The following is a 20261-nucleotide window of genomic DNA, read 5'->3' as shown; positions in this document are numbered from 1 at the left end:
CTAGAGAGGAGGGCACGCTATGGAACAGCGCAATGAACGTAAAGTTCAGGTCGGCAAAGTCGTCAGCGACAAAATGGAAAAGACCATTGTTGTAGCGGTAGAGACTTACAAGAAGCATGACCTGTACCACAAGCGCATCAAATACACGAAGAAATTCAAAGCTCATGACGAGAACAACGAAGCTCAAATCGGTGATGTCGTGAAGATCATGGAAACCCGCCCCATTTCCAAAGACAAGCGTTGGAGATTGGTCGAGGTTGTTGAAAAAGCGGTCATCATCTAACTGGGTCGGCACAATATCGAAAGGAGGGCACTTTAAATGATTCAACCATTTACAAGACTGCAATCGGCTGACAACTCCGGTGCGAAGCAACTGATGTGCATTCGCGTGCTTGGCGGTACGGGACGTCGCGTTGGCGCCATCGGCGACTTGATCATCTGCTCCGTGAAAGAAGCAACACCAGGAGGCGTTGTCAAGAAAGGCGATGTAGTCAAGGCGGTTATCGTTCGGACTAAGCGCTCGACTCGCCGGAAGGACGGTTCCTACATCCGTTTCGACGAGAATGCAGCGGTTATCGTGAAAGACGACAAGAGCCCGCGCGGCACGCGTATCTTCGGACCAGTGGCTCGCGAACTTCGCGACAAGGATTTCATGAAGATCGTCTCGCTCGCTCCAGAAGTAATCTAATCAACTTTCCGGTCGTTACCGGGTCCGCGAAAAGTGAGGTGTAACGAATGCCTAGAACGAAAAAACGACTTGAGTCGCATAACAATAAGCTTCATGTAAAGAAAGAAGATACCGTCATCGTGATTACGGGGAAGGACAAAGGGAAGAAGGGCCGCATCATCGCTGCTTACCCTCGTCAAAACCGTGTGTTGGTGGAAGGCGTGAACATGGTGAAGAAGCACCAAAAGCCTACCCAACAAAATCCGCAAGGCGGCATCCTGGATCAAGAAGCGCCGATTCACGTGTCCAACGTGATGCTGCTCGATCCTAAGAGCGGCAAACCGACTCGGATCGGTTACAAAGTGCTTGAGAACGGCAAGAAAGTGCGCGTCGCCAAAAAATCCGGCGAAGTGATCGATTAATTGACCCGAACGGAAAGGAGGTCCATGTAAGATGGCAGTAAGAATGAAAGATCGTTTCTTGAATGAAGTTACTCCTGCCTTGATGCAGAAGTTCAACTATACATCGGTTATGCAAGTGCCGAAAATCGAGAAAGTCGTAATCAACATGGGTGTAGGTGACGCGGTAGGCAACTCCAAGATCATCGACGCTGCGGTGCAAGACATGCAAATCATCGCTGGTCAAAAGCCGGTGGTCACTCGGGCGAAAAAGTCCATCGCAGGCTTCAAGCTTCGTGAGAACATGCCGATCGGGGTAAAAGTAACGCTGCGCGGCGAGCGCATGTACTACTTCCTGGATAAGCTGTTCAACATCGCGCTTCCTCGTGTCCGCGACTTCCGCGGCATCTCGAACAAAGCGTTCGACGGTCGCGGCAACTATACGCTTGGTCTGAAGGAGCAGCTCATCTTCCCTGAGATTGAGTATGATAAGGTGGACAAAGTCCGCGGGATGGATATCGTGATCGTAACTACGGCCAAATCGGATGAAGAATCCCGTGAGCTGCTGACGCAGCTGGGAATGCCATTCGTAAAATAATTGAAGCGTTTCGCAGAAACGCACTTCGTAAGCATACGCTAGGCGTCCCGCCTATCGAAACTAACGCTGAGGAAACCGGAGGTGTATCGTTCAGTGGCAAAAACTTCGATGATCGTCAAGCAACAGCGCCAACCGAAGTTCAAGGTTCAAGCCTATACTCGTTGTGAGCGCTGCGGTCGTCCGCATTCCGTGCTGCGCAAATTCAAGATTTGCAGAATTTGTTTCCGTGAACTGGCTTACAAAGGTCAGATTCCCGGCGTGAAGAAAGCAAGCTGGTAATAACCCTACTTCGGGAAGGAGGTTCGCTAAATGGTAATGTCAGATCCAATTGCAGACATGCTTACTCGCATCCGCAATGCCAATATCGTTCGTCACGAAACGGTGGAAGTGCCTGCTTCCAAGATCAAGAGAGAAATCGCTGAAATCTTGAAAAAAGAGGGCTTCATTCGTGACGCTGAATATGTTGACGACAGCAAGCAAGGGATTATCCGCATTTTCTTGAAATACGGACCCAACAACGAGCGCGTCATCACAGGACTCAAAAGAATCAGCAAGCCTGGTCTTCGCGTGTACACCAAGAGCCTGGAAGTGCCTAAGGTACTCGGGGGCCTGGGGATCGCGATCATCTCGACGTCGCAAGGCGTAATGAGTGACAAAGACGCTCGTCAAGCTAAATCCGGCGGAGAAGTCGTCTGCTACGTTTGGTAATATACAGTCCGTAAGAATGGAGGTGCAACAATGTCTCGTATTGGTCGTAAAACGATCGTAATCCCGAGCGGCGTAGATGTGAAGCTCGACAACACTAACATTACGGTAAAAGGACCGAAAGGTACTTTGTCCCGCGAATTGCATAAAGACATGAAAATTGTTGTGGAAGGTACGGAATTGAACGTTGAGCGTCCGTCCGACAACAAGCTTCATCGTTCTCTTCACGGTACGACCCGCAGCGTCATCAACAACATGGTGAACGGTGTAACGGTTGGATTCGCGAAGAACCTGGACCTGGTTGGCGTAGGTTACCGTGCGAACAAGTCCGGCGAAAAGCTGGTGTTGAACGTAGGGTACTCCCACCCGGTAGAATTCGTTCCGGAGAAAGGCATCGAATTCGAAGTGCCTACGAACACGAGGATCATCGTTAAAGGGATCGACAAAGAGCTGGTAGGCGCTACTGCCGCTAAGATCCGTGCCGTACGCGAGCCTGAGCCGTATAAGGGCAAAGGGATCAAGTACGAAAACGAGAAGATCCTTCGCAAAGAAGGTAAAGCCGGTAAGAAGAAATAATCCACTAAGAAACCGACTGCGTTTCTTGGCTTAGGGAAGGAGTGAACAACCGATGATTACTAAAGGCGATAAGAATAAAGCCCGTGTGAAGAGACACCTGCGTGTACGTAAAACCATCAAAGGGACGACTGAGCGTCCGCGGCTGAATGTTTTCCGTTCCTCCAAACACATGTATGCCCAACTCATTGACGACGTTAAAGGCATCACGCTCGTATCGGCTTCTACGCAAGACAAAGAGCTGAACGAAGTCGCAAACGGCGGCAACGTGGAAGCGGCATCGCAAGTAGGCGCCCTGATCGCGAAGCGTGCGAAGGAAGCCGGCGTCAGCAAAGTGGTATTCGACCGTGGCGGTTATCTGTATCATGGACGCATTCAAGCATTGGCGGATGCGGCTCGTGAAGGCGGACTTGAATTCTAAAAATTTCTCAATAAGGAGGTTAACGACTTGCGTGTAGATCCCAATACGTTAGAGCTGACGGAAAAGGTTGTCAACATCAACCGCGTAGCGAAAGTAGTAAAAGGTGGTCGTCGGTTTAGCTTCAGCGCGCTGGTAGTTGTCGGCGACGGCAATGGCTGGGTTGGAGCCGGAATCGGCAAAGCAGCCGAAGTACCGGATGCGATTCGCAAAGGTATTGAAGATGCTAAGAAAAATCTGATCCACGTGCCGATCGTAGGAACTACGATTCCTCACTTGGTCACCGGTCAATTCGGCGCAGGACGCGTGCTGCTGAAGCCGGCTTCCAAAGGTACGGGCGTAATCGCCGGCGGTCCGGTTCGCGCGGTTCTCGAGCTGGCAGGCGTAGGCGACATTCTGACGAAATCGCTTGGATCCTCCAACTCCATGAACATGGTGAACGCAACCCTGGAAGGATTGCAGCGTTTGAAAAAAGCGGAAGAAGTTGCGAAGCTTCGCGGCAAAACCGTTCAAGAGCTTTTAGGTTAGGAGGGGGATACGATGGCGAATCAATTGCAAGTTACCCTCAAGCGCAGTTTGATCGGACGTCCTGAAACCCAACGAGTGACGGTAAGAACGCTTGGCTTGCGCAAGCTGCATCAAACCGTCGTTCACAATGACAGCCCCGCTATCCGTGGGATGATCAATCAAGTGAGCCATCTCGTGGAAGTAAAAGAAGTTTAATCGATCGACTCGAACGGGTGTACCCGATAGACAGCTTAAGATTTACAAATCTTTTAAGGAGGTGCAACGATGAAGTTACATGAACTGGCTCCAGCCCCTGGTTCCAAGAAAGAGCGCAACCGCGTGGGTCGCGGGATCGGGAGCGGCAATGGCAAAACGTCCGGTCGCGGTCACAAAGGTCAAAATGCACGTTCCGGTGGCGGAGTGCGTCCTGGTTTCGAGGGCGGACAAAATCCCCTGTATCGTCGTTTGCCGAAGCGTGGCTTCACGAATCGCAATCGCGTTGAGTATGCATTGGTCAACCTGCAACAATTGAACCAATTCGCAGCAGGAACCGAAATCACTCCGGAATTCCTGATTGAGTCCGGACTTGTCAAAAATCCTAAAGACGGTATCAAGGTTTTAGGAACCGGCGATCTTACTGTACAACTGACAGTGAAGGCGAACAAGTTCTCTCAATCTGCGGTAGATAAGATTCAAGCTGCCGGCGGTAAATCCGAGGTGATTTAATGTTTAAAACATTGTCCAACATCATGAAAGTGAACGATCTGCGAAGAAGAATCCTTTTCACGTTAATGATTCTAATCGTTTACCGGATCGGCGCTTTTATCCCCGTGCCTAACATCGATAACGATATTTTGACCAGTATCGATCAAAGCAACAGCGGCGGGGTGTTCAACCTGTTGAACACCTTCTCGGGCGGCGCTTTGTTCAAATTCTCGATTTTTGCCATGGGGATCATGCCGTATATTACGTCCTCGATTATCGTACAGCTGTTGTCGATGGACGTGATTCCCAAGTTTACGATGTGGGCAAAGGAAGGCGAAGTTGGACGGAAGAAGCTGGCCCAAATCACTCGGTACGGAACGATCATTCTTGGTTTAGTCCAAGGCTTTGGCGTTGCTTTCGGTTTTAACCGGTTATACAGCATGCAGCTCGTGAAGGATCCCGGATTTACGACTTACGTGCTGATCGCGATCGTCTTGACCGCTGGAACCGCGTTTCTGATGTGGCTCGGGGAGCAGATCACGGAGCACGGCATCGGCAACGGGATCTCGGTCATTATCTTCGCGGGGATCGTAGCTGCCTTTCCTAACGGGATTAATCAAATCTACCTTCGTCTGTTCGCAGAAGGATCCGAGGGTGCCTTGTTCCTCAACATCCTGAAGGTCGTGCTGATTGTGCTGGCGATCGTCCTGATCGTGGTCGGAGTTATCTTCGTTCAGCAGGGCGTACGCAAAATTCCGGTGCAATATGCGAAGCGCGTAGTCGGTCGCAAAATGTATGGCGGCCAATCGACGCACATTCCGCTGAAAGTGAATGCGGCTGGTGTTATTCCCGTAATCTTCGCACTGTCGCTGCTCGTGTTCCCGCCCACCATTGCGCAATTCTGGCGCGGCAACGTCGTAGCGGACTGGATCATCAACAACTTGACCTACACCGCAGCTTTCGGCATGGTCCTGTATGTGCTGATGATTATCGGGTTCACGTACTTCTACACCTTTGTACAGATCAATCCGGTGCAGATGGCCGATCAGATGAAGAAGAACGGCGGATACATTCCGGGGATTCGTCCCGGGAAGATGACTTCCTCTTACTTGACGAGAGTCATGACCCGCATCACGCTTTCGGGCGCGATCTTCTTGGCGGCAATATCGATTCTGCCGGTGTTCTTCAGTAAAGCGGCCGGCTTGCCGCAAACCGTGACTATCGGGGGCACCTCGCTCTTGATCGTGATCGGGGTCGCGCTGGAGACAATGAAGCAGATCGAGAGCCAGCTGATCAAACGCCACTACAAAGGGTTCATTAATAAATAATCGGATAGCATGATGACAAGGTACTGATGGCTCGCGCTCCATCGCCGTCGGTTCCTCTCCTGCTGTTCGGTCCTTCATAATCGGGGGAGGGGGCGTACAAATGAATATTCTTTTCATGGGTCCTCCTGGGGCCGGTAAAGGCACGCAAGCTGAAAGGATCGTAGAACAGTTCGGCATCCCGCATATCTCGACAGGCGACGCGTTTCGCTTGGCGATGAGCCAAGGCACTCCGCTGGGTGTGCAAGCGAAGAGCTATGTTGACCAAGGTTTGCTGGTCCCGGATGAAATTACGAACGGCATTGTAAAGGAACGGTTGCAAGCGCCCGATTGCGGCAAAGGCTTTTTGCTCGACGGGTTCCCGCGCACGCTCTCCCAAGCGGAAGCGCTGGACGATATTCTGGCTTCGCTCGGCAAGCGCATCGATCATGTGATCAACCTCGTGGTGGATCGCGATCTGCTCCTCGGGCGACTGACGGGTCGTCGCATTTGCAAATCCTGCGGTGCTACTTATCATGTCATGTTCAATCCTCCGAAGGTCGAGAACGTCTGCGACAAGTGCTCCGGCGAATTGTACCAGCGTTCGGACGACAATGAAGAGAAGGTGGGCACTCGGCTCGACGAATATACGAACAAAACGGCGCCTCTGCTCGAGTATTACTCGAAGAAAGGGCTGCTGCGCGAAGTGAACGGCGAACAGGATATCGATGTGGTCACGTCCGACATCTCCCATTTATTGCGAGGGCAAGCGGAATGATCATTTGTAAGTCCGAGGCTGAACTGAACCTCATGCGAGAAGCCGGCCGCATCGTGGCCGATACGCACCGCCTGATGGCTCAAGCGGTAAAGCCCGGTATTACGACCCGGCAGCTCGATCGCATCGCGGAAGATTATATTCGCAGTCAGAAGGCCATCCCGTCTTTCAAAGGCTACAACGGTTTTCCTGGAAGCATCTGTACGTCAGTCAACGAAGAGCTGGTACATGGTATTCCCGGGGACAGAAAGCTGCAAGAGGGAGACATCATCAGCATCGATATCGGGGCCCAGTTCCAAGGATATCACGGCGATTCCGCCTGGACGTATCCGGTAGGCCAAGTGTCCGACACGGCCCGCCAGCTGTTGGAGGTCACGGAGCGATCGCTGTACGAGGGTCTCGCCCTGGCTAAGGCAGACATCCGGCTGTTTACGATCTCGCACGCCATTCAGCAGGTTGTCGAAGATCATGGGTTTTCCATCGTTCGCGAGTATGTCGGACATGGAATCGGTCAAAACTTGCATGAAGAACCGCAAATACCGAACTACGGGCTGCCCGATCGGGGACCTAGGCTGAAGCCGGGCATGGTGCTCGCGATTGAGCCGATGGTGAACGTAGGCGAACGGTATGTCAAAACGCTGCAGGACAATTGGACGGTAGTAACCGTGGACGGTTCGCTGTGCGCGCATTTCGAGCACACGATCGCCATAACGGCAAGCGGCTATGAAATTCTCACCCGAAGCGAGGGTAATGGACTATGACGATAGACGCCACCAAGCAACCGGCGCTCGGTCAAGTAGCCAAAGTGCTGCGTGGGCGGGAGCAGGATCAGTATGCGATCGTGGTACGCCTGGAAGATAGTCGATTCGTCTGGATTGCAGACGGAGATAAGCGCAAATTCGACCAACCCAAGAAAAAAAACATCCTTCACCTCGACCTGCTCAGCTACATTAGCAGCGAGGTTGCTGACAGCTTAAACGAAACCGGTCGTGTTACCAACGCAAAGCTTCGTTATGCACTGAATAAGTTTGTTGAACTTCAACAATCGGATGCGCAGCAGAAAGGAGAATGACGGTGGCAAAAGAAGATGTAATTGAAGTGGAAGGCACGGTGATTGAGCCGCTACCGAATGCCATGTTCAAGGTGGAACTCGAGAACGGGCACAAAGTATTGGCGCATGTCTCCGGTAAAATTCGGATGCACTTTATTCGGATCCTGCCAGGTGATAAAGTTACGGTAGAGCTGTCGCCTTATGATTTGACTCGAGGGCGGATCACCTACCGCTTTAAATAGCAGCTGTCAACTAGGCATTACGGGGCCCCCGAAAAGGATTCGGACCGAGCTCCGAAGACGTACCAACACTTTTTGGGGTGAATTAGGAGGTAATAACCATGAAGGTAAGACCGTCGGTCAAACCGATTTGTGAAAAATGCAAAGTCATTCGTCGCAAAGGCGCCGTAATGGTGATTTGCGAAAATCCGAAGCATAAACAAAAACAAGGATAAGGAGGTGCATTGATTCAATGGCTCGTATAGCTGGTGTAGACTTGCCTCGTGACAAACGTGTCGTTATCGCGCTCACGTACATCTATGGAATTGGGAACACTACTGCCCGCAACATTCTGGCTTCGACCGGAATCAGCGAATCCACTCGCGTGCGCGACCTGACGGAAGACGAAGTCAGCAAGCTGCGTGACGCAATTGACAAGAACGTCAAAGTGGAAGGCGATCTTCGTCGTGAAATCGCGCTGAACATCAAGCGTCTGGTGGAAATCGGCTGCTACCGCGGGATCCGCCATCGTCGCGGGTTGCCGGTACGCGGACAACGTACCAAGACCAATGCTCGTACCCGTAAAGGTCCTCGCCGTACCGTGGCGAACAAGAAAAAATAATAAGGGGGGATAACTCTCATGGCTAAACCGAAAAAAGCGGCAGTCCGGACGAAACGTCGTGACCGCAAAAATATTGATTCCGGAGTTGCTCATATCCGCTCTACGTTTAACAACACGATCGTAACGATCACTGACCCTCATGGCAATGCGATCTCTTGGGCAAGCTCCGGTAACCTGGGCTTCAAGGGCTCCCGCAAGAGCACCCCTTATGCGGCGCAAATGGCTGCGGAGTCGGCTGCGAAAGCGGCGATGGAGCATGGCATGAAGAGCGTGGAAGTTATGGTTAAAGGTCCTGGCGCAGGTCGCGAAGCGGCTATCCGTTCGCTCCAAGCGGCAGGTCTCGAAGTGAACTTGATCAAAGACGTCACTCCCATTCCTCACAATGGTTGCCGTCCGCCTAAACGTCGTCGTGTCTAATAGGATTAACGGGCAGGTATAGTATAAATATCCCAAACATGTGAATAATGAATGTGAACGATAGGCATACTATAACTTTTTGCGTTTTCAGTATCCAGAGGGAAACGACGTTTTTCAGGGAGGGTTAAGTTCATGATTGAAATCGAAAAGCCAAAAATTGAAACCGTACAGCTGAACGAAGACGGCACATATGGCAAGTTCATTATTGAGCCGCTGGAGCGAGGCTACGGTACAACGTTGGGCAACTCCTTGCGCCGCATCTTGCTCTCCTCACTGCCGGGTGCAGCGGTCAATTCCGTTCAAATCGACGGAGTGCTTCACGAGTTCTCGACGATCCCCGGTGTGATGGAAGATGTCACGGAAGTGATCATCAACCTGAAGGGGCTCTCATTAAAGATTCATTCCGACGAGGAAAAGGTGCTTGAGATCGATGCCGAAGGCGCTGGTAATATCACCGCAGGAGATATTCGCGCAGACAGTGATGTCGAGATTCTGAATCCGGACCTGCACATCGCTACGCTGGCAGCCGACGCAAGATTGCATATGCGCATTCATGCGAACCGCGGCCGCGGCTATGTACAAGCGGATAAGAACAAGAGGGATGATCAACCGATCGGCGTTATTCCGGTAGACTCCATCTACACTCCCATTACTCGCGTGAACTACAGCGTAGAGAATACCCGTGTCGGCCAAGTCACGAACTACGACAAACTAACCCTCGAAGTGTGGACCGATGGAAGCATTCGCCCTGAAGAAGCGGTCAGCCTGGGCGCCAAGATCTTGACGGAGCATCTGATGCTGTTCGTAGGATTGACGGACGAGGCGAAGGACGCCGAAATCATGGTGGAGAAAGAGGAAGATAAGAAAGAGAAAGTGCTCGAGATGACCATCGAAGAGCTCGATCTTTCGGTTCGTTCCTACAACTGCTTGAAACGGGCGGGCATCAATACAGTCCAAGAGCTGATCACGAAGACGGAAGAGGATATGATGAAGGTCCGGAACCTGGGCCGCAAATCCTTGGAAGAAGTGCAAGAGAAGCTCGAAGAGCTGGGCCTCGGCCTGCGTACGGAAGATTAATTACAGAAGGAGGGCTTGGAAATGGCTGCTTACCGAAAGTTAAATCGTGACTCCAGCTCGCGTAAAGCACTTTACCGTGACCTGGTAACCGATCTTTTCTTATATGAACGCATTCAAACGACTGAGACCAAAGCGAAAGAAGTCCGCGGCATCGCCGAGCGACTCATTACGTTAGCGAAACGCGGAGACTTGCACGCTCGCCGTCAAGCGGCCGCTTTTGTTCGCCGGGAGTCGATCACGGAAGATCAAGACGCGATCCAAAAGCTGTTCTCGGATCTGGCTACTCGCTACTCGGAGCGTCCGGGCGGATATACGCGCATCTTGAAGCTGGGACCCCGCCGTGGAGACTCAGCTCCTATGGTGTACTTGGAACTAGTAGATCGCGCCTAATACGCACGAAGGGGAAAGGGTGGACAGAATCCTAGGATTCTGCTGAAGCCCTTTTTTTATAGGAATATCCCCGGGGTCCCCGCAAAGTAACTGGATAAACTCCGGAGGCTCTCGTCACTTTGTGGGGTGTTTATGTTAGGGCCGATGCCGAACGGATGCCGTCTATTGAGGACGGCTATCGTTTGGTTTCGGGCGAACGTGGGAAGTACAAGAGACCGCAGCTAGGAATCGAGGCTTTTCATGAGAAACATACGTATGGTTGTCAGTTACGAAGGGACGCGCTACTACGGGTTTCAGATTCAGCCCGGAGGGAACACGATTCAGGACGAGATGGAAGCTGCCCTGAAGCTGTTGACCGGGGAGCAAATGGAAGTCATCTCCTCGGGGCGCACCGATGCGGGCGTACATGCCCGGCATCAAATCGTCAACGTGCGGACCGAGTCTCCGATCCCGATCGGGCGTTGGGCGATGGCGCTTAACTCGCGGCTGCCCGACGACATCGTCATCCTGCAAGCGGAGGAAGTCCCGCTCGACTTTCATGCCCGCCATTCCGCCAAGCGGAAAACATACCGATATACGATCAATTGCAACCGCCAACCCGATGTGTTCGCCCGTCGCCTGCAATTTCATCATCCGACGCCTTTGAACGTCAAGGAGATGAGGGCCGCGATGGAGTGCTTGCTCGGGGAGCATGATTTCACGTCGTTCTGCTCGATCCGGTCCACGAAGAAATCGCATGTCCGGACGCTTTATGAGGCTTATTTGGAGCACCGGGAGGAAGAGGGCCTCATTCATCTGGTTTTTACCGGCAACGGCTTTCTCCAGCACATGGTGCGCATCTTAGTCGGAACATTGATCCAGATCGGAGAAGGAAAGCGTAAGAGTGCCGACATGCAGCGGATTTTGCAAGGCCGGAAGCGGAGTTTAGCGGGTCCGACCGCCATGGCGCACGGGCTGATGTTATGGGAAGTGTACTACACAGAGGCCCACAAATAATCCTTGCTTCCGTTCTTGATTTCATGTAATATATAAGTTGGCTTTTCAAAGCTGGCACTCCCACTGCCCCGAGTTTTGAAGCGAGCCAACCCTAGCAACTTTAACAATGACTATGACAATGTAAGATGGATTTAATTATTAGGAGGATCATGCGAATGCGTACCACATATATGGCGAAACCTCAGCAAGTTGAGCGCAAATGGTACATCGTCGATGCAGCCGGTCAAACGCTTGGACGTCTGGCCAGCGAAGTTGCTTCGATCTTGCGCGGCAAGACCAAGCCGGAATTTACTCCTCATGTAGATACCGGAGATTTCGTAATTGTAATCAATGCAGACCAAGTCGTCCTGACCGGCAAGAAGCTGCAAAAGAAAATGTACTACCGTCACTCTCAATACCCAGGCGGCTTGAAGGTCACTTCCGCTCAAGAAATGCTCGCTAAGCGTCCGGACCGGATGATCGAGCTGGCGGTTTACGGAATGCTGCCGAAGAACCGTTTGGGCGACAAGCTGAAGACGAAGCTGAACGTGTATGCCGGTTCCGAACACCCGCATGCCGCACAACAACCGCAGGTCTGGGAACTTCGCGGATAATTTAGAGGAGGAACGACTTCATGGCACAAGTTCAATACTACGGAACCGGCCGTCGCAAGCATTCCGTTGCACGCGTTCGCCTCGTACCGGGCGAAGGCCGTATCGTAATCAACAACCGTAACCTGGATGAATACTTCGGGCTCGAAACTTTGAAATTGATCGTTAAGCAGCCGCTGAACCTGACCGAGACGCTCGGCAAATACGACATTCTCGTCATTGCGAACGGCGGCGGTACGACAGGACAAGCAGGCGCAATCCGCCACGGGATCTCCCGCGCCTTGCTGAAGGTGGATCCGGAATTCCGTCCGTCCTTGAAGAAAGCAGGCTTCCTCACTCGCGACCCGCGGATGAAGGAACGGAAGAAGTACGGCTTGAAAGCCGCTCGCCGTGCGCCTCAGTTCTCCAAGCGTTAATTTTATCGGCACAGACGCCCCCTTTTCGTCAGAACGACGAGAAGGGGGTTTTTTGTGCTTCGCAGGCACGCACCAAGGGAGACAGTCGCCCATACAATAGTGCGGGAAAGCAAGAAAATATAAGGAAGCAATTGACTTTCCATCAAAATGAATTATACTTGTTTTTATAACGCATAAATCATATCAACTAACTAGGAATTAAAATGGAGGGAAGCCATTATGAACTTGATTGAAAAAGAAGCTTTGATCCAGCGCGCAGCCGAGCAATTCGAGAATGAGTCGCCGGAAGCATTGATCGCCTGGGCCGTCGACACATTTCCGAACATTACGTTCGCCAGCAGCTTCGGGGCCGAAGACGTGGTGCTGATCGATATGCTGCACAAGACACGTCCCGGTACCGATATTTTCTACCTAGACACGAACTTGCATTTCAAGGAAACGTATGAGACTCGGGATCGTCTGGCGCAGCACTACAACCTGACTTTCATCCAAGTGCTTCCGAAGTTGACGGTAGAGGAGCAAGGCGCCCTGCACGGGGAAGAGCTCTGGAAGTCGAATCCGAACGCCTGCTGCAACATCCGCAAGGTCGAGCCGCTGACCGAGATTCTCGGCAAGTACGACGCCTGGATTACCGGGATTCGCCGGGACCAAGCTCCTACACGGGCCAATGCCAAAAAGGTCGAATACGATACGAAGTTCGGTCTCGTGAAGTTCAATCCGCTCGCGAGCTGGACGTCTGAGGATGTCTGGAACTATATCCGTCAGCACAACGTGATCTACAACCCGCTGCATGACAACTATTACCCCAGCATCGGTTGCGAGATGTGCACCCGTCAAGTTCTCCCGGGCGAAGACCCGAGAGCCGGACGTTGGTCGGGCAACGAGAAGACCGAATGCGGGCTGCATAAGTGAGGAGGCATATCCATGGCAGAGACGATTAAACCGCATGGCGGCGTATTGATCAATCGCTTGGCGACGGGAGAGGCACGGGAGGCCCTGCTGAAGCAAGCCGGCACGCTGCGTTCCCTTACGATCACCACTTGGACGTTGTCGGACTTGGATCTGATCGCGATCGGTGCGTTCTCCCCGTTGACCGGGTTTCTCGAGGAGAGCGATTATCGCTCCGTAGTGGACCGGATGCGGCTCGCAGACGGCACGGTCTGGAGCATCCCGATTACGCTCCCGATCGAAGAGGCGTTGGCGAACGAGCTGTCCGTCGGGGAGCAAGTAGCGCTCAAAGGCGAGGACGGGGTCACATACGCGATTCTCGACGTGCGCAGCATTTACCGGGTGAACCTGCAGGACGAAGCGGTGAAAGTGTTCAAGACGTCGGATCCGGAGCACCCGGGAGTGCAAAAGCTGCTGCAGCGCTCGCCCGTGTACATCGGCGGCCCCGTGCAAGTGCTGAATCGGCCGAAGCCGGACAAATTCCAGGATTACTACTTCGATCCCGCAGAGACGCGCAAGCGGTTCGTCCAGAACGGCTGGAAGACGGTCGTCGGGTTCCAGACCCGCAATCCGGTGCACCGGGCCCATGAATACATTCAGAAGACGGCCTTGGAGATCGTGGATGCGCTGTTCCTAAACCCGCTCGTCGGGGAGACGAAGTCGGACGATATCTCCGCGGATGTGCGAATGAAGAGCTACCTGGTGCTGCTCGACAATTATTACCCGAAACAGCGCGTCTTCCTGGGCGTCTTCCCGGCGGCTATGCGCTATGCAGGACCCAGAGAAGCGATCTTCCACGCGATGGTACGCAAAAACTACGGCTGCACCCATTTCATCGTAGGCCGCGATCATGCGGGCGTCGGAGACTACTACGGCACATACGAGGCACAGGAGATCTTCAAAAACTTCACCGCGGAAGAATTGGGCATCACGCCGCTTTTCTTCGAGCACAGCTTCTTCTGCACGAAGTGCGGCAACATGGCGACGACCAAGACGTGCCCGCATGACAAGAACCACCACTTGCATTTGTCGGGGACCAAGGTGCGCGGCCTGCTGCGTGACGGCGTGTGCCCGCCAGCGGAATTTACCCGCCCGGAAGTGGCGAAAGTGTTGATCGATGGCATGGCCGAGGGTGTCGTGCAAGGTAGTGTGAATCCATAATCGAACTGGACTAGTTAGAATATTTGTCCACCCTGTCCCATATAGATTGGAGTAACAGTCTAGGGAACTGGGGTGGATTTTGTCTTATGAAGCGACCGAGAAAACGTGTTGTATTCTGGGTGAACAATCATGGGATGCTGAAGCTGGGTATGATGGCCGTGCTCGTGGGCATGATGGTGTTCTTGTTCACCTACGAGCTTCCGGCCACGCGGACATGGACGTATTGGACCATGCCTTTGTCAGGGAAAGTGATCGCTTTGGATGCCGGCCATGGCGGGCCGGATGGGGGTGCGGTGAGCAAGGACGGCGTGATCGAAAAGCAAGTGACCTTATCGATCGCGTTGTACTTGCGCGACTACTTGCAGCAGTCCGGCGCCGTCGTCATCATGACCCGGGAAGACGATTCCGACTTGGCGGATACGGACACGAAGGGGTACAGCAAGCGTAAAACGCAGGACCTGCTCAACCGGGTCGAGCTCATCGAGAGACAGAAAGCGGATATGCTCGTAAGCATTCACCTGAACAGCATTCCATCGGCCAAATGGACCGGGGCCCAGACGTTCTACTCGACGACGAATGAAGAAAGCCGCAAGCTCGCAACATCCATCCAGGAGGAAATCAAGCGGAGCCTGAACAATACGGAACGGGTGCCCAAGCCCGATTCGACCGTGTATTTGTTAAAGGCATTAAAGATTCCGACGACGCTCGTAGAGGTCGGGTTCCTGTCCAACCCGCAGGAGGCCAAGCAGATGGCGACCGTGCAATACCAGAAGAAAGTGGCGGAATCGATCTACCGGGGCGTCCTGAAATATGCGAGCGAAGAGAAGAAGTAACCGATTTGGTCTCGGGGCAACGTATGCTATAATACATAGCAGATCGCAACTATTCCAATCTTACCGGGGGGCCCCATGATTTCCAAAGATCAAGTAGCGGACATCCTTAGTTTCCTGCAGGATCCTGAATACAAGCAATCGTTCGCGGAGCTGTCATTCATTCGCGACGTCATGGTGAAGGAGAACAGCGTCTCCGTTAGTCTCATCGCCACCCAGACCGACGAAGCCTATATGCAAAGCTTGAAGGACCGGGCGACTCAAGCGCTGCGGGAAGCCGGAGCCGGCGAAGTGCGCGTTCGCGTGAGGGCGATTACCGACTTCGAGCGAGCGGAGTTGGCCAAGCGGACCGGGGCTGGTGCAGGCACATCGGCCGCGCCGACGGCAGCGGCGCCCGCCGTTACGAATATACTCGCGCCGGAGTCCGGCGTCCAATTCATCGCGATCGCGAGCGGCAAGGGCGGCGTGGGCAAATCCACCGTCACGGTGAATTTGGCTGTAGCTCTCGCGCGCAGCGGGAAGAAGGTCGGCATCATCGACGCCGACATCTATGGGTTCAGCATCCCGGATATGCTCGGGATCGAGGAGCGCCCCGAAGTCGTCGACCAGCGCATCGTACCGGTGGAGCGTCATGGCGTGAAGGTCATCTCGATGGGCTTCTTCGTGGAAGACAATGCCCCGATCATCTGGCGCGGTCCGATGCTGGGCAAGATGCTGCGCAATTTCTTCAATGAAGTGGAGTGGGGGCAGCTCGACTACATGCTGCTGGATCTGCCGCCAGGCACGGGCGACGTGGCGCTGGACGTGCACCAGATGATCCCGCAGAGCAAGGAGATCATCGTGACGACCCCGCATGCGACGGCAGCTTTCGTCGCCGCTAGAGCCGGAGCCATGGCGGTGCATACGAACCATGAGATTCTGGGTGTCGTGGAGAATATGGCGTATTACGTCAATTCGAACGGCGAGAAGGATTACGTGTTCGGCCGTGGAGGCGGAGGGAAGCTCGCCGAGGAGCTGCATACGCAGCTGTTGGCCCAAATTCCTCTAGGCGCGCCGGACAATCATCCGTCGGAGCCGGATTATACGCCGTCGGTCTACAAGGCCGACACGGAGCAAGGCCGGATGTACTTGGAAGTCGCCGAAGCGGTCATTCGCAAGTTGGAGAAATAGAGCCTCGAAGGGCTGTGCATGAAAAGGACGATGTCGAATCCTCCCAGGGAACGACACCGTCCTTTTTTGCTTCGGATAACCTACTTGCCTCCGCCGCCGCCCCCCTCCTTGCCGCCTCCTTCGGACTGATCGCCGCCGCCACCGCCACCGCCGCCTTCCTTCTTCTTGGGCGGAACGGGATTCGCTTGCTCCTCGACGACCTTTTTCAGCAGCTCCAGCACTTGGGCCTTGAAAATAGGGTTTTGCATGTTCTCTTGCATAATCGCCAGAGTCTGCTGACGGTACGTCGTGCTCTTCATCACTTCCGTCACCAGCTTTTCGTACTCCGGATTTCTCATGACTTCGATCATCTGCTTTTGATACTCCGGATCCTTCATCAAATCCTTTTGCAGCTGCTTATTTTGCTTCTGAATGGCTTTGGCGAAGTCACCGGCGAACTTCGGTTCCGTCATGAGCTGACGAATGAGAACGTCGGTATCTTGGGCGGTCAAGATGTCCTTCACCGCGATCTGCACCTGCTGGCCGGTATCGGTATTCAACAGCTTCATTTGGCTGTTCTGCTCGCTGAGGGTGGCCTCCATGACGGCCTTTTTGCCTTCGTCCGTCTTCAGGATATCCAGCACCATGGACTTCGTTTCCTTGTAGCCGCCATTGCTCGGTTGCGTGCCACCGCTCGAGCCGGCTCCGCAGGAGGCGAGCAAAGGAAGAAGCAGAACGGGAACCCAGCGTATATGTTTGACTGGCATATGTTTAGGATGCTCCCTTCGATGAATTCGGCCCCTGTCAGAGTACGAAGGAGTTGCATGGCATGCACTTTGACGGGATCAATTTGTCATTAGTATCTGCTGAACGCTTGGGATTATGTTGGGGGATCATTGGCTTTTTGCTGGGCGGCTTGATACAATCGAGGATAGTGCGTAATGTAAGGATGAGTGCGGAGGGGAACGAAGTTGACGCTTAAAAAATGGGGATATTTGTTTTGGACCACTCTCGTGATTGGGACCGTAGTGGGGATGATCGCGGGGGCGATTATGAAAGCCATGGACACCGAGTTCGTATTCTTGGGCGTCTCGGTAGGGGCTTACGAATGGATTTTCATGCTCTTCGGGGCCAGTATGATCAGCGTGCTGAGTCAAATGGGATTTTTCGCTTACTTGACCTTGCGCTTCATCGCTCTCAGCCTGTTCCGGCGGAAAATGGTGTATTGGACCATCCTGCAGGTGCTTTTCGTCGGCATAGCCGTTATCGATCTGGCGTACTTTAGGTATAGCTCTTATGAAGGGACCGACCGGTCGTTTTTGGGTTTTACCGTCTTGCCGGCCATTATTCTGCTGATCTCGCTGGCGGTATCGTATTGGAAGCTACAGCAGACGAACCGCTCCGCCTTCGTGCCGACCTTGTTCTTCATGAGCGTAGTCACCATCATCGAGGCCGTCCCGGCGTTCAATCTGGATGAGACGGGCTATGCGTATGTCATCTTTATGATTGTTCCGCTGCTCGCCTGCAATGCGTGGCAAATTATGCAGCTTCATAAGATTCTGCAAAAATAAAAACCCCGCCAAGGGTTGCTTCGCGGGGGTGTAGCTAGTTTTCTTGAAGGGCCGTCATTTAGGCAGCGACGTTTGCTTTTCGGCTTCCTTTTGGCTCACGTCGGTTTGTTGGATCAGCTGGCTCACCGTTACGAATTCATAGCCTTTGCTCTTCAGCTGATCGAGAATCGTCGGCAACGCTTCATGCGTCTGCTTGACCGAATCGCTGGCGTGGAAGAGGACGATGTCGCCTGGGTGTACTTTCGTCAACACGCGGTTGATGATGTTGTCGGTGCCTTTATTCATCCAATCGAGGGAGTCGGTATCCCATTGAATGACCTTGTAGTTCATCTCATTCGCGATGCGCAATACGCGCTTGTCGAAGTCGCCGTTCGGCAGCCGGATCAGGTTAGGGGATTTCCCTGTTAACCCGGTTAAGATTTCATGCGCCGTTTCGATTTGCTTGCGGATTTCCTCGTCGCTCAGGCCGCTGTAATTCACGTGCTTGTGCCCGTGACTGCCCACCTCGTAACCGGCTTCCACGATCTTTTTCACGATGTCTTGGTGAGTCTGGCTCCAGGGAGAAGAGAGGAAGAAGGTGGCGTTCTTAACCCCTTTTTCTTGCAGGATTTGAAGTATCGGCTCCGCGCGCTTGTCGCCCCAGCTGATGTCGAAGGTGAGTGCGACGACCTTCTTTTCCGTTTCCACGCTATAGATCGCGGAAGGGTCGCCTTGCGAGAACACTGTAATGTTCCCTTTCTCGGAGTACAGAATGCCCGCCGTGAATAAGACGGCAATGCACATAATGAAGACTTGCTTGATTTTCCTGCCGTTCAGGACATAAAAGAAGTTCACGGTAAGAAGGCCTCCTTCACGCTATGGTGCGTCGATCGGGTTCATCGCGCAACAGCTTGTTTATCCATTTACCGAATTTATATGCTCGTACTACTGGCTTCATGCTTGGAAATTGGGACAAAGGGAGGCATGTTCTGGCATGTTTAGCTTTCGGCAGTTGTTCCGTTATATTGCGTCCGGCCCGAAGTATTTGAATGCTGCGGTTCTGGTGTTCGCGGCTGGTATTGTGATGGGGTATGCCTTTTCCGACCGGTTCGACGCCTTCCTGAATAGTCAGTTGGAAGGTTTCCGGCAGCTGAAAGGATTCATCGACAATCAGCCTCATACGCAGTGGTTTCTGTTCGGCATCGTCTTTTTGAACAATGCGATCAAAAGTGTTCTGATCGTATTCGCCGGCGCCTTGCTGGCGTTCATTCCGATCTTCTTCTTGGTGGGCAACGGGTTGGTGATCGGTTACTTGGCCGCTCTACAAGTGAAGGCCGGCCAGTTGGCCTTGCTGCTCAAGGGGATTTTGCCGCATGGGATTATCGAGATCCCGGCCATTTTGCTCGCTTCCGCCTTCGGCATTCGGTTGGGGACGATTGTGCTCAAGGGGCTTGTAACCATGATCAGCTCACCGGGACGCGGGTTGTTCCGCGAGGAAGTGAGGCAATTCCTTAGAGTCACACCGGCGCTGATCGTGCTTCTGGTGGTCAGCCTGCTGGTTGCCGCCGTGATCGAGAGTACCGTTACGCCTTGGTTGATGGAGCTTTAGAAAAATTGTCGAGCATCCGATTCATAAAATTCCCATTTTCTGTGCATAACAGTAAAGCGGCAGAACCTGGCTCTATTATTCTGACTGCCGGCTAAGGGGGCTTGAACGCCGGATGCTCGGTTTTTTGTTCAATCAAAGGGAATGCAAGGAACTCGATTATATGCTGCGCAAAGAGCTGGATGAGATGCTGTATGACTTGAAGGACACGCGGATCGAGGCGCAAGTGAAGGAAGCGATCGAGTCGAGGTACAAGGTGATTTTCCGGATGTACGCCCGTCTGGCATCGCCCAAGGAATTGTCTCGTTACGTGCGCGGACGAGGCGATCGGGGATACCGGAATAATTAATGCGAGAAATTGCGAAAGAAGGCTTGACTTTCTTCGCGGGGGTATGATAAATTAGTCTTCGCCACAAAAAAGCTTGTCCAACAGCGAGCAGTTGGGAATAATTAAATGCTTGCGTCGAGGGTAGCGAATGTGGTATATTCATAAAGTCGCTGTTCGGACGGCTCTGCTGCCGACGACGACGGGATTGTTCCTTGAAAACTGAACAACGAGCGTGCAAGTATAGCGAACTTCGGTTCGCAAA

Annotated in this window: 33 protein-coding genes; 31 read left to right on the top strand and 2 right to left on the bottom strand. The window is 53.1% G+C overall.

Annotated elements, in window-relative coordinates:
- Nucleotides 1–19: 19 nt before the first annotated feature.
- From rpsQ to ACI5FR_RS31225, 28 genes are all read left to right on the top strand, one after another.
- On the top strand, nt 20–283 hold the full coding sequence (gene rpsQ, locus ACI5FR_RS31360; RefSeq protein ID WP_405461862.1) for a 30S ribosomal protein S17: 264 nt from the start codon (nt 20–22) through the stop codon (nt 281–283).
- A 36-nt stretch (nt 284–319) separates the two neighbouring features.
- The gene (gene rplN / locus ACI5FR_RS31355; protein WP_405461859.1) at nt 320–688 is read left to right on the top strand and encodes a 50S ribosomal protein L14; all 369 of its coding nucleotides are present in this window, start codon (nt 320–322) and stop codon (nt 686–688) included.
- Between the two features lie 47 nt (nt 689–735).
- Nucleotides 736–1089, top strand: a complete 354-nt coding sequence (gene rplX, locus ACI5FR_RS31350) for a 50S ribosomal protein L24 (protein WP_405461857.1) — start codon at nt 736–738, stop codon at nt 1087–1089.
- Nucleotides 1090–1120: 31 nt separating this feature from the next.
- On the top strand, nt 1121–1663 hold the full coding sequence (rplE, locus tag ACI5FR_RS31345) for a 50S ribosomal protein L5 (RefSeq protein WP_405461855.1): 543 nt from the start codon (nt 1121–1123) through the stop codon (nt 1661–1663).
- Nucleotides 1664–1756: 93 nt separating this feature from the next.
- Nucleotides 1757–1942 carry a type Z 30S ribosomal protein S14 gene (locus tag ACI5FR_RS31340; protein WP_405461854.1) on the top strand — a complete coding sequence of 62 codons (186 nt, stop codon included), beginning with the start codon at nt 1757–1759 and terminating at the stop codon, nt 1940–1942.
- Between the two features lie 30 nt (nt 1943–1972).
- Nucleotides 1973–2371 (top strand): 30S ribosomal protein S8, encoded by a 399-nt coding sequence (gene rpsH, locus ACI5FR_RS31335; RefSeq protein ID WP_405461853.1) that lies wholly within the window; start codon nt 1973–1975, stop codon nt 2369–2371.
- 30 nt (nt 2372–2401) lie between these two features.
- Nucleotides 2402–2944 (top strand): 50S ribosomal protein L6, encoded by a 543-nt coding sequence (gene rplF / locus ACI5FR_RS31330; protein ID WP_405461851.1) that lies wholly within the window; start codon nt 2402–2404, stop codon nt 2942–2944.
- Between the two features lie 52 nt (nt 2945–2996).
- A complete protein-coding gene (gene rplR, locus ACI5FR_RS31325; RefSeq protein WP_405461849.1) occupies nt 2997–3362 on the top strand; it encodes a 50S ribosomal protein L18 in 366 nt (121 codons plus the stop codon).
- Nucleotides 3363–3389: 27 nt separating this feature from the next.
- Nucleotides 3390–3887: a 30S ribosomal protein S5 gene (rpsE, locus tag ACI5FR_RS31320; protein ID WP_405461847.1), complete on the top strand. Its 498-nt coding sequence runs from the start codon at nt 3390–3392 to the stop codon at nt 3885–3887.
- A gap of 12 nt (nt 3888–3899) precedes the next feature.
- The gene (gene rpmD / locus ACI5FR_RS31315) at nt 3900–4082 is read left to right on the top strand and encodes a 50S ribosomal protein L30 (protein ID WP_405461845.1); all 183 of its coding nucleotides are present in this window, start codon (nt 3900–3902) and stop codon (nt 4080–4082) included.
- Between the two features lie 69 nt (nt 4083–4151).
- Nucleotides 4152–4592: a 50S ribosomal protein L15 gene (gene rplO / locus ACI5FR_RS31310; protein WP_405461843.1), complete on the top strand. Its 441-nt coding sequence runs from the start codon at nt 4152–4154 to the stop codon at nt 4590–4592.
- Complete coding sequence (gene secY, locus ACI5FR_RS31305; RefSeq protein ID WP_405461840.1) at nt 4592–5899, top strand: preprotein translocase subunit SecY; 1308 nt, start codon at nt 4592–4594, stop codon at nt 5897–5899. Before rplO ends, secY begins: the two co-directional genes overlap by 1 nt.
- A 100-nt stretch (nt 5900–5999) precedes the next feature.
- On the top strand, nt 6000–6653 hold the full coding sequence (locus tag ACI5FR_RS31300) for an adenylate kinase (protein WP_405461838.1): 654 nt from the start codon (nt 6000–6002) through the stop codon (nt 6651–6653).
- On the top strand, nt 6650–7411 hold the full coding sequence (map, locus tag ACI5FR_RS31295; protein WP_405461836.1) for a type I methionyl aminopeptidase: 762 nt from the start codon (nt 6650–6652) through the stop codon (nt 7409–7411). The genes ACI5FR_RS31300 and map overlap by 4 nt, the downstream gene beginning before the upstream one ends.
- A complete protein-coding gene (locus ACI5FR_RS31290; RefSeq protein WP_405461834.1) occupies nt 7408–7722 on the top strand; it encodes a hypothetical protein in 315 nt (104 codons plus the stop codon). Before map ends, ACI5FR_RS31290 begins: the two co-directional genes overlap by 4 nt.
- A gap of 2 nt (nt 7723–7724) precedes the next feature.
- Entirely contained in the window at nt 7725–7943 is a 219-nt protein-coding gene (infA, locus tag ACI5FR_RS31285; protein WP_127583972.1) for a translation initiation factor IF-1, read from the top strand.
- Between the two features lie 98 nt (nt 7944–8041).
- Complete coding sequence (gene rpmJ, locus ACI5FR_RS31280; RefSeq protein WP_022738894.1) at nt 8042–8155, top strand: 50S ribosomal protein L36; 114 nt, start codon at nt 8042–8044, stop codon at nt 8153–8155.
- A gap of 17 nt (nt 8156–8172) precedes the next feature.
- On the top strand, nt 8173–8541 hold the full coding sequence (gene rpsM / locus ACI5FR_RS31275; protein ID WP_405461829.1) for a 30S ribosomal protein S13: 369 nt from the start codon (nt 8173–8175) through the stop codon (nt 8539–8541).
- Nucleotides 8542–8559: 18 nt separating this feature from the next.
- A complete protein-coding gene (gene rpsK, locus ACI5FR_RS31270; RefSeq protein WP_405461826.1) occupies nt 8560–8958 on the top strand; it encodes a 30S ribosomal protein S11 in 399 nt (132 codons plus the stop codon).
- A 132-nt stretch (nt 8959–9090) separates the two neighbouring features.
- Nucleotides 9091–10035, top strand: a complete 945-nt coding sequence (locus ACI5FR_RS31265; protein ID WP_405461822.1) for a DNA-directed RNA polymerase subunit alpha — start codon at nt 9091–9093, stop codon at nt 10033–10035.
- A gap of 21 nt (nt 10036–10056) precedes the next feature.
- Nucleotides 10057–10425 carry a 50S ribosomal protein L17 gene (rplQ, locus tag ACI5FR_RS31260; RefSeq protein ID WP_405461819.1) on the top strand — a complete coding sequence of 123 codons (369 nt, stop codon included), beginning with the start codon at nt 10057–10059 and terminating at the stop codon, nt 10423–10425.
- Nucleotides 10426–10665: 240 nt separating this feature from the next.
- Nucleotides 10666–11421, top strand: a complete 756-nt coding sequence (gene truA / locus ACI5FR_RS31255; RefSeq protein WP_405461817.1) for a tRNA pseudouridine(38-40) synthase TruA — start codon at nt 10666–10668, stop codon at nt 11419–11421.
- Between the two features lie 155 nt (nt 11422–11576).
- On the top strand, nt 11577–12014 hold the full coding sequence (rplM, locus tag ACI5FR_RS31250) for a 50S ribosomal protein L13 (RefSeq protein WP_405461814.1): 438 nt from the start codon (nt 11577–11579) through the stop codon (nt 12012–12014).
- Between the two features lie 20 nt (nt 12015–12034).
- Nucleotides 12035–12427 (top strand): 30S ribosomal protein S9, encoded by a 393-nt coding sequence (gene rpsI, locus ACI5FR_RS31245; RefSeq protein ID WP_405461813.1) that lies wholly within the window; start codon nt 12035–12037, stop codon nt 12425–12427.
- A gap of 219 nt (nt 12428–12646) precedes the next feature.
- Nucleotides 12647–13339, top strand: coding sequence for a phosphoadenylyl-sulfate reductase (locus ACI5FR_RS31240; protein ID WP_405461811.1), 693 nt, complete (start codon nt 12647–12649; stop codon nt 13337–13339).
- Nucleotides 13340–13351: 12 nt separating this feature from the next.
- Entirely contained in the window at nt 13352–14536 is a 1185-nt protein-coding gene (sat, locus tag ACI5FR_RS31235) for a sulfate adenylyltransferase (RefSeq protein ID WP_405461809.1), read from the top strand.
- A gap of 86 nt (nt 14537–14622) precedes the next feature.
- Complete coding sequence (gene cwlD / locus ACI5FR_RS31230; RefSeq protein ID WP_405461808.1) at nt 14623–15369, top strand: N-acetylmuramoyl-L-alanine amidase CwlD; 747 nt, start codon at nt 14623–14625, stop codon at nt 15367–15369.
- Nucleotides 15370–15444: 75 nt separating this feature from the next.
- A complete protein-coding gene (locus ACI5FR_RS31225; RefSeq protein WP_405461806.1) occupies nt 15445–16536 on the top strand; it encodes an Mrp/NBP35 family ATP-binding protein in 1092 nt (363 codons plus the stop codon).
- A gap of 80 nt (nt 16537–16616) precedes the next feature.
- Here ACI5FR_RS31225 and gerD read toward each other — a convergent pair whose 3' ends face one another.
- Nucleotides 16617–17282, bottom strand: a complete 666-nt coding sequence (gene gerD / locus ACI5FR_RS31220) for a spore germination lipoprotein GerD (protein WP_405461804.1) — start codon at nt 17280–17282, stop codon at nt 16617–16619.
- A gap of 204 nt (nt 17283–17486) precedes the next feature.
- On the opposite strand from gerD, the gene ACI5FR_RS31215 reads away from it, so the two are divergent.
- Nucleotides 17487–18086, top strand: a complete 600-nt coding sequence (locus tag ACI5FR_RS31215; protein WP_405461802.1) for a KinB-signaling pathway activation protein — start codon at nt 17487–17489, stop codon at nt 18084–18086.
- Between the two features lie 54 nt (nt 18087–18140).
- Here the strand turns inward: ACI5FR_RS31215 and pdaB are convergent, their stop codons facing one another.
- Nucleotides 18141–18920 (bottom strand): polysaccharide deacetylase family sporulation protein PdaB, encoded by a 780-nt coding sequence (gene pdaB / locus ACI5FR_RS31210; RefSeq protein ID WP_405461801.1) that lies wholly within the window; start codon nt 18918–18920, stop codon nt 18141–18143.
- Nucleotides 18921–19059: 139 nt separating this feature from the next.
- Between pdaB and ACI5FR_RS31205 the strand changes: the two genes are divergently transcribed.
- Nucleotides 19060–19674, top strand: a complete 615-nt coding sequence (locus ACI5FR_RS31205; RefSeq protein ID WP_405461799.1) for a stage II sporulation protein M — start codon at nt 19060–19062, stop codon at nt 19672–19674.
- Nucleotides 19675–19786: 112 nt separating this feature from the next.
- Nucleotides 19787–20020 carry a hypothetical protein gene (locus ACI5FR_RS31200; protein ID WP_405461797.1) on the top strand — a complete coding sequence of 78 codons (234 nt, stop codon included), beginning with the start codon at nt 19787–19789 and terminating at the stop codon, nt 20018–20020.
- The last annotated feature ends 241 nt before the right edge of the window (nt 20021–20261 follow it).

The organism is Paenibacillus sp. HJGM_3 (assembly GCF_045062745.1).
Classification (GTDB): domain Bacteria; phylum Bacillota; class Bacilli; order Paenibacillales; family NBRC-103111; genus Paenibacillus_AA.
Note: the sequence above shows the minus strand (reverse complement) of the source record. Positions and strands in the feature narration are given on the sequence as shown.